Here is a 7976-nt window from a genome sequence, read left to right on the forward strand (position 1 = left end):
ATGATCCCCATTACGTTTAAAATTATACAGCCCCAAAATCTGTTTTCTATGAAGATAGGCTACTAGATTTATTACTCACTATCAGCGATAATTTTGAATAATCTTTTCGAATTTAAAGCGACTATGTTTACCATTTATCATTCAAATCAAGTCGATCTACTCAAATCATTGGTGAGTGAATTGATGCAAAGACAACCATTAGAAAACGTGTTCATGCCCGATATGGTGATCGTGCAAAGCCAAGGCATGGCGCAATGGTTGCAGATCGAGCTTGCAGATGCACTCGGTATTGTGGCAAACATTGCTTTTCCTTATCCAACTCAGTTTATCTGGCAAGTTTATCAAGCTTTATTACCCGATTCGCCAATTGAAAACAGTTTTAATCCTGAAGCCATGACTTGGCGTCTATTTTATTTGCTGCCTCAACTCATTGATAAGCAGGAATTTAGCGCACTCAAACATTATCTCAATATAGATAAAACAGAAAGAAAGTTATATCAACTGGCAACACGTATTGCTCGTTTATACGATCAGTATTTAGTTTATCGCCCTGACTGGCTAGCAAAATGGGAATCGAATAAAACCGTGGTCGAATTAAATCATCATCCCGATGAAATTTGGCAAGCGGAGCTGTGGAGACAATTAATAGCCATTAGTCAGCCGTATCACCGTGCAAATATCTACCAGCAAATGCTTGATATTCTACTGGATGACCATTTTGATAAAAAACGGTTAAATACATTACCCGACCGTATTTTTATTTTTGGTATTACTTCCCTTCCACCCATTTATCTTTCGCTACTCTCAGCACTTGGAAAACATATCGATGTACATTTAATGTTTAACAATCCTTGCAAATGGTATTGGGGAGATATTGTCGAAAAACAGCTAACTGACATACAAAATACACCCGATAAAATCCCAAATCCACTCTTAACGTCATGGGGAAAACTAGGACGGGATTGTCTGTTTTTATTACAAGAATTCCAAAACAAACAAGATATTGATGCGTTTGCTAATCACGATCGCACTTGTTTATTACATGCTATTCAGCAAGATATACTGGAGCTATATCCGTCAGATAAAACTGCACTTCACATTAACTCAACCGATAAATCAATTTCGTTTCATGCATGCCATAGCGAACAGCGTGAGGTCGAAGTACTCTATGACTATTTACTATCTGTCTTTGATGCTGATCCAACCATAGAGTTACGTGATTGCATTGTGATGGTTTCAGATATTGATAAATACATCCCTTATATTCGTGCCGTTTTTGGTAATGCTGAAGGTCAACGTTATCTACCTTTCACTATTTCCGATCAGAAAGCTCGAAATATTGATCCCATTGTGCAAGCATTTTTTGCGATTTTAAATTTTCCTCAAAGTCGATTTACGGCAGAAGAGTTGTTTAATTTACTGGAGATACCAGCAATTTCGGAAAAATTTTCGATCAATGAATCACAATTAACGCTTTTAAGGACATGGATCATTGAATCGGGTATTCGTTTTGGTCTTGAAAATGCCCATAGTTGGTTATTTGGACTTGAACGTTTGTTGCTTGGTTATACGATGAGCAGTGAGCAAGGAAGCTGGCAGCAAATACTCCCGTATGATGGCGCGACTGGTTTGGATGCTGAACTTATTGGTCAATTAGCTGAATTTATTAGTATAGTCCGTAAATGGTCAACATTGTTAAGTCAAGCCAAACCATTAGTTGAATGGCAAAGTTGTTGCCTTGAATTACTCAATGATTTTTTTATTAGTAATGAACAACGTGAATCTATTTTATTGATGATTCAAGATGAGTGGCAAAAGCTGATTGACAGTGGATTGTTAGCAAATTTTGCGGATAACATATCGATGACTATTTTACATGATGCGATGCAATCACGTTTAGAACAAAATCATTTAGCTCATCGTTTTTTAGTGGGCAAAATCAATTTTTGTACTATGATGCCAATGCGTTCGATTCCCTTTAAAGTGGTATGTCTATTAGGCATGAACGATGGTGATTATCCTAGAACATCGCTACCGCTTGATTTTGATTTGATTGCTCAGTACCCAAGACGAGGGGATCGAAGTCGTCGCACAGATGATCGGTATCTCTTTTTAGAAGCAATTTTATCGGCTCAAAAACAACTCTACATGAGTTATATTGGGCGAGAAATTAAAGATAATACTGAACGTTATCCGTCAGTATTAATTGATGAACTATGGGACTATATCATTCAATACTATAATGATACCAAAGATAGTACAAACGGTTTCGATAATTTACGTGTCATCCATACGCGCACACCATTTAATCCTCAAAATTATTTAAATCCGCCTAAAAGCTATGCCAATGAATGGCTACCGGCAGCACAACAGCAAGGTGAAAGTCAATCCTTCATTAGTGATATTTCGGCGATGACGATTGATAACATTAGTCTTGATGAATTAAAACGATTCTATCAACACTCCATACGATTTTTTTTACAAAAACGATTCAATTTCTATATTAATTATCTTGATGATACTTTACCGGATGCTGAAAATTTTAATCTGGATAATTTTGAACGATACCAGCTTAATGTAAAAATTTTAAATCAATTGATTGATAACACTATCCAAGAATCAGATTTGTATCATCGATTAGCATTAACCGGCGAGTTACCAGATGGCGCCTTTGGTCAGATTATTTATGATGAACAAAATGAATCCATGCAATCGTTAGCGAATAAAATTTGCCAAGAACGCCTGATACAAACTGCCGAAGAGGTCAATTTAACCCTTTTTGCTAATGGACAACATTACATACTGCAAGGTTGGTTAACCCATGTTCAAGAGGATGGGATTTTAACATGGCGACCATCGAAACTTTCGATCCGTGATGGCATGACATTATGGATCGATCATCTTATTTATTGCATCTCCAATCCTGAAAACACGAATAGCTATAGTCGCATCTATGGTCGGGAAGAGAGTGAATGGCGTTTTGAATATTTAAACCCTGAGCAAGCACAAATTATTTTAACAACTTTAATCGAAGGCTATTTGCAAGGTATTAATCAACCTTTACTCTTCCCAATTCAAAGTGCGTGGAATTGGTTAGTATCCGCGTATAATTCTAAAACAAATGAGATTGAAATCAGTCAAAAAGCTATCAATCAACTTAAAAACACTTGGCAAGGAGGGGGATTCAATTCAGCAGAATGTGATAATTATTATGCCCGATTATATCCTGAATTAACCAATCCACTTATTGAGCAGATTATTTATTCGGCTCGACAATTTTTATTACCCATTTTATTACATCAAGAAAAGGTAAAATAGGAGGCATTATGTTTATTGATACACATTGTCATTTTGATTTTCCCATTTTTACCACAGATATCGCTGATTCTATCGACAAAATACAGCAAGCAAAAATTGATGCGCTCATTGTGCCAGCTGTCTCTGCGAATCATTTTCATACAATATTACACCTTGCCGAACAATATAATGAAGTTTATGCAGCGCTTGGTTTACATCCCATTTATCAACACACAGAATCAGATCTAGAAAAATTATCCAATATTATTAATAAAAACCCCCAAAAATTAGTAGCAATGGGCGAAATTGGTCTGGATAAATACAATCTTACCGTTGATTGGCAACAACAACTATTTTATTTTCGTTCACAGCTTACCTTGGCTAAAAAATATGATTTACCCGTTTTGATTCATTCACGTAAAACGCATGACATTATGTACCACGAACTTCATCAAGCAAATTTACCTTGTCGGGGTGTCATACATGGATTTTCGGGCAGTTATCAACAAGCGATGCAATTTGTGAAACTCGGTTATTATATTGGTGTCGGGGGAGTGATAAGTTACGCACGCGCTAATAAAACTCGCCAAACCGTTGCCCAACTGCCTTTAGAAAGTCTTGTACTTGAAACCGACGCCCCCGATATGCCATTAAGTGGTCGACAAGGTCAAATTAATCGTCCAGAATATCTAATTGAAATATTTCATGTTTTAAGTCAGTTACGCAAAGAACCTCAACCAGAAATACTTCGTACAATCTTATCTAATACCTTAACGCTATTTAGTCGAATCAATCAAAAAGCATTGAAGCATTAATTATAAATAGCTTTATAATTATATGTGGATTATCACCGTCAAACATTAGCGATAAAAAGCAATTTTTTTGACTGCTTAAAATCGTTTTTTAGACTTTGCGATTGTATCTCTTACCCACTTAATTTCATTATGAATATTACACAATGCGTAATCGCTATCTATTACTTGCCAAGTATTGATAAGATAAACCGACCAAATCCAAACCGACAAATATCACCAATTCACTGTAAAGAAAACTTAAATAAATTATGCTTTCTGGTTTATTTCATCGACGACAAAGTCGTTTCGAGGTAATATGAGATAAATTGTCTTCTATCATCTTATTGATAGCCTTAAAACTATCATCGCAACAATAATAGGTAATCACTATAATGAGCAATGATATTCAATTATCCCCTATGGTATATCGAATGTTGCCGTGGATTGCGGCAGTCGCATTTTTAATGCAATCACTCGATACATCAATATTAAATACGGCACTCCCCTCGATTGCTAAAGATCTCCATGAATCCCCCTTAAATATGCAATCTGCGGTAATCTGTTATGCATTAACTTTAGCATTGTTTATTCCGATTAGTGGTTTATTGTCCGATCGCTTTGGAACAAAAAATGTTTTTGTGACCGCCGTGTTTCTTTTTACAGCGGGATCGCTGTCTTGTGCCCTATCAAATACCCTTATTTTTATGGATATTTCGAGGGTTATACAAGGTATTGGCGGTTCAATGATGGTACCTGTTTCCAGATTAGTCTTAATTAAATCTTATCGGCGTAATGAATTTTTATCAGCGCTAAATACCTCATCCATTTTAGGACTGGTAGGCCCTGTAATTGGCCCTGTTCTTGGCGGATATTTAGCTGAAATGATCAGTTGGCATTGGGTATTTTTAATTAATATCCCTGTTGGTATTGCTGGGATCATTATTGCTTGGAAATATATGCCAAACCTTAAAGGTGAACGCATCTATTTTGATTTTTGGGGCTTTGTTATTATTGCCATAACATTTATTAGTGCCACGTTAAGTTTGGAGCTGCTAAGTGAGGGACAAAGTAGTTATATTTCACTATTTTTGGCAATAATAAGTTTAATCTTTCTGTTTGGTTACCGATTCTACGCTCAAAAAGCAACTACCCCTCTATTCCCATTATCTTTATTTAGTATTCGCACTTTTAAAATCGGTATTATCGGTAATTTGATAAGTCGATTAGGTATTTCAGGGGTTCCTTTTTTAATTCCATTACTATTACAAGTTGGCTTTGGTTATTCAGCAATTGAAGCAGGAATGATATTAATTCCTATGGCGTTAGCTTCAATGGCAATTAAATCGTTTATTCCTACAATTTTAGCTAAATTAGGGTATCGAAACGTCTTGATTGGCAATACTATATTGGCTGGAACGTTCATTTTATTAATGTCACAATTAAGTTTATCCACCCCGATCATCCTGATGTGTCTATTACTTTTTTGCATTGGTTGTACCAATTCATTACAATTTACGGCAATGAACAGTATCACTTTAGCTGATTTACAAGGTGAAACAACCAGTAGTGGGAATAGTTTAATGGCGGTAAACCAGCAACTTGCTATTAGCTTCGGTATCGCCTTAGGTGCTGTGCTTGTTAGGTTAGTCGGTGAGGAAACCGCTACCATTAAGTCTTTTCAAATTACTTTTATGATATTAGGAATTATCACAATACTTTCTAGCATTGTGTTTGCAGCTTTAAAAAAACAAGATGGGCAAAACTTAACCGCTCATCATCAAGAAACAAGGAGATAACAATATGTTTCAATACCAAATCATTCCGGTTACTGCTTTTCAGGAAAATTGTAGCATTATTTGGTGTGATGAAACAAAAGAAGCAGCCTTTATCGATCCAGGTGGTGAACCCGAATTACTCAAAAAAGCCGTGGAAAAACTGGGCGTGAATATTAAACAAATCCTATTAACGCATGGACATTTGGATCACGTTGGCGCGGCTGTAGAATTAGCAAAACATTATGATGTAAAAATCATCGGCTCAAATCAAGAAGATGAATTTTTATTTAGTGGATTACCTCAGCAATGTATTCAATTTGGTTTTCCTTATATTGAACCCTTTTTACCGGATCATTGGTTAAAAGAAGGAGATAAAATCAAAGTCGGCAATATTTCACTCGATGTACTTTATTGCCCAGGTCATACACCCGGTCATATCGTTTTTATTAATCATTCTGATAAAATCGCTTTTGTTGGTGATGTGTTATTTAACGGTAGTATAGGAAGAACAGATTTTCCGAGAGGCAATCATGCCGATTTGATTTCTTCAATTAAACATAAATTATTACCACTTGGTGATGATTTCGTTTTTGTTCCCGGACATGGCCCTATGTCTAGCTTTGGCCATGAGCGCATGAATAATCCTTTCTTAGTTTAATCAAAATATTGCGGTTGTTATCACATTCATTTTTCATAGAGTGTGATAACCCTCTCAAAAGTAAACCTTTCTATAAAAAATAAGTTTACATAATAAAACTTTGCTATATTATTAGCAAAATATTTACACATAAAAGCAAGGTATAATTATTATGAAACATCAAGTTACCCCATATTATCCAACCTTTATTACAACGCTATTTAAGCTATCCTCTTGGCAACGAAAACTCTTTGTAACAACAAGTGCGGCATTATTATTAGGACTAGCCGCTAACATTAGCATTCCAACTTATCCTGTTCCTTTTACTTTACAGTCTTTAGCAATACTCCTTATTGGTGCATTTTTAGGACGTAAATTAGGTGCATTAGCGATAATTCAATATCTTTTTTTAGGTGCAATAGGATTACCATTGTTTGCCAACGGAAGTAGTGGCATGATAGCTTTACATTCCCCTTCTGCCGGTTATTTATATGGGGCGGTATTTAGTGCTTATTTAGCCGGCTTTGCCGCTGAAAAAGGTTATGATCGCCATTTTATTTTAGGATTAATCGCATTCGCTTGTGCACATTTATTAATCTTTGTATTTGGCGTTCTTTATCTAGCTGGTTATTTACATATTAACCTCATTGAAGCAATAAAACTCGGATATCTCCCTTTTGCAGGATTTGATGCACTGAAGTTTATCATAGCAACTTCAGTCATGTTCCTTTTATGGCGTTACCGTGCTAAAAATCACTGATTTAAAAAAAGGCGATATTATTTTCCAGTGTCTGAACGAGGTTAATGACTTTAATGATGCGGTCACCTGTTCTGGTGCAACACGTAACGTGGATGAGTTAACCAATAATATCAATCATGTAGGATTATATATTGGAAATAATATCGTTATTGAAGCAACGCCAAAATACGGGGTCATTAACCAAACACTGACGCATTTTATCAATGCAGCGCAATTTAATATCATTGGTCGAATTGATAATTTAGCGTTGATTGAAAATGCCATCAAGCGAGCTAAAAAATGTATTGGTCTACCTTACAACCCTAGCTTTCGTCCAAATACAGCTGGACTTTATTGCAGTGAACTCATTACCTACGCTTTTCGAAACGAACACAATGAAAGTTATTTTGCTTTATATCCGATGAATTTTAGAGATTTAACGACCCATCAAGTTTTACCTTATTGGATCGATTATTATCATTCGCTAAAAGAGAAGATCCCAGAACAACAGCTTGGATCTCATCCTCAACAACTCTTAAGGCAAACGGAATTATTCAAGACAATCCTAACACTTGAATAAAATAAAGGGAGGTTATTAAAACGAAAAAGCATTTAATACAATTTAACTATTGACATAGCGCCATTTAATCTATAATATGCGCGCTACATTTCGGTTCCTCCATAGTTCAGTCGGTAGAACGGCGGACTGTTAATCCGTATGTCACTGGTTCAAG

Annotated in this window: 6 protein-coding genes; all 6 read left to right on the top strand. The window is 35.8% G+C overall.

Annotation, left to right across the window (positions count from 1 at the left end; all coding sequences use genetic code 11):
• Positions 1-93 precede the first annotated feature (93 nt).
• The 6 genes from recC (at position 94) to J3U35_RS00955 (ending at position 7822) form a co-directional block, all read left to right on the top strand.
• Positions 94-3318: an exodeoxyribonuclease V subunit gamma gene (gene recC, locus J3U35_RS00930; RefSeq protein ID WP_267358945.1), complete on the top strand. Its 3225-nt coding sequence runs from the start codon at positions 94-96 to the stop codon at positions 3316-3318.
• Positions 3319-3326: 8 nt separating this feature from the next.
• Positions 3327-4112 carry a TatD family hydrolase gene (locus J3U35_RS00935; RefSeq protein WP_267358947.1) on the top strand — a complete coding sequence of 262 codons (786 nt, stop codon included), beginning with the start codon at positions 3327-3329 and terminating at the stop codon, positions 4110-4112.
• A 371-nt stretch (positions 4113-4483) separates the two neighbouring features.
• Entirely contained in the window at positions 4484-5887 is a 1404-nt protein-coding gene (locus J3U35_RS00940) for an MFS transporter (RefSeq protein WP_065558527.1), read from the top strand.
• A gap of 4 nt (positions 5888-5891) precedes the next feature.
• Positions 5892-6524, top strand: a complete 633-nt coding sequence (locus J3U35_RS00945; protein ID WP_267358950.1) for an MBL fold metallo-hydrolase — start codon at positions 5892-5894, stop codon at positions 6522-6524.
• 151 nt (positions 6525-6675) lie between these two features.
• Complete coding sequence (locus J3U35_RS00950; protein WP_267358952.1) at positions 6676-7263, top strand: biotin transporter BioY; 588 nt, start codon at positions 6676-6678, stop codon at positions 7261-7263.
• Positions 7247-7822: a YiiX/YebB-like N1pC/P60 family cysteine hydrolase gene (locus J3U35_RS00955; protein ID WP_267358954.1), complete on the top strand. Its 576-nt coding sequence runs from the start codon at positions 7247-7249 to the stop codon at positions 7820-7822. Before J3U35_RS00950 ends, J3U35_RS00955 begins: the two co-directional genes overlap by 17 nt.
• Positions 7823-7976: the final 154 nt, after the last annotated feature.

The sequence above is a fragment of the Gilliamella sp. B2717 genome, assembly GCF_026536675.1.
GTDB lineage: Bacteria > Pseudomonadota > Gammaproteobacteria > Enterobacterales > Orbaceae > Gilliamella > Gilliamella apicola_I.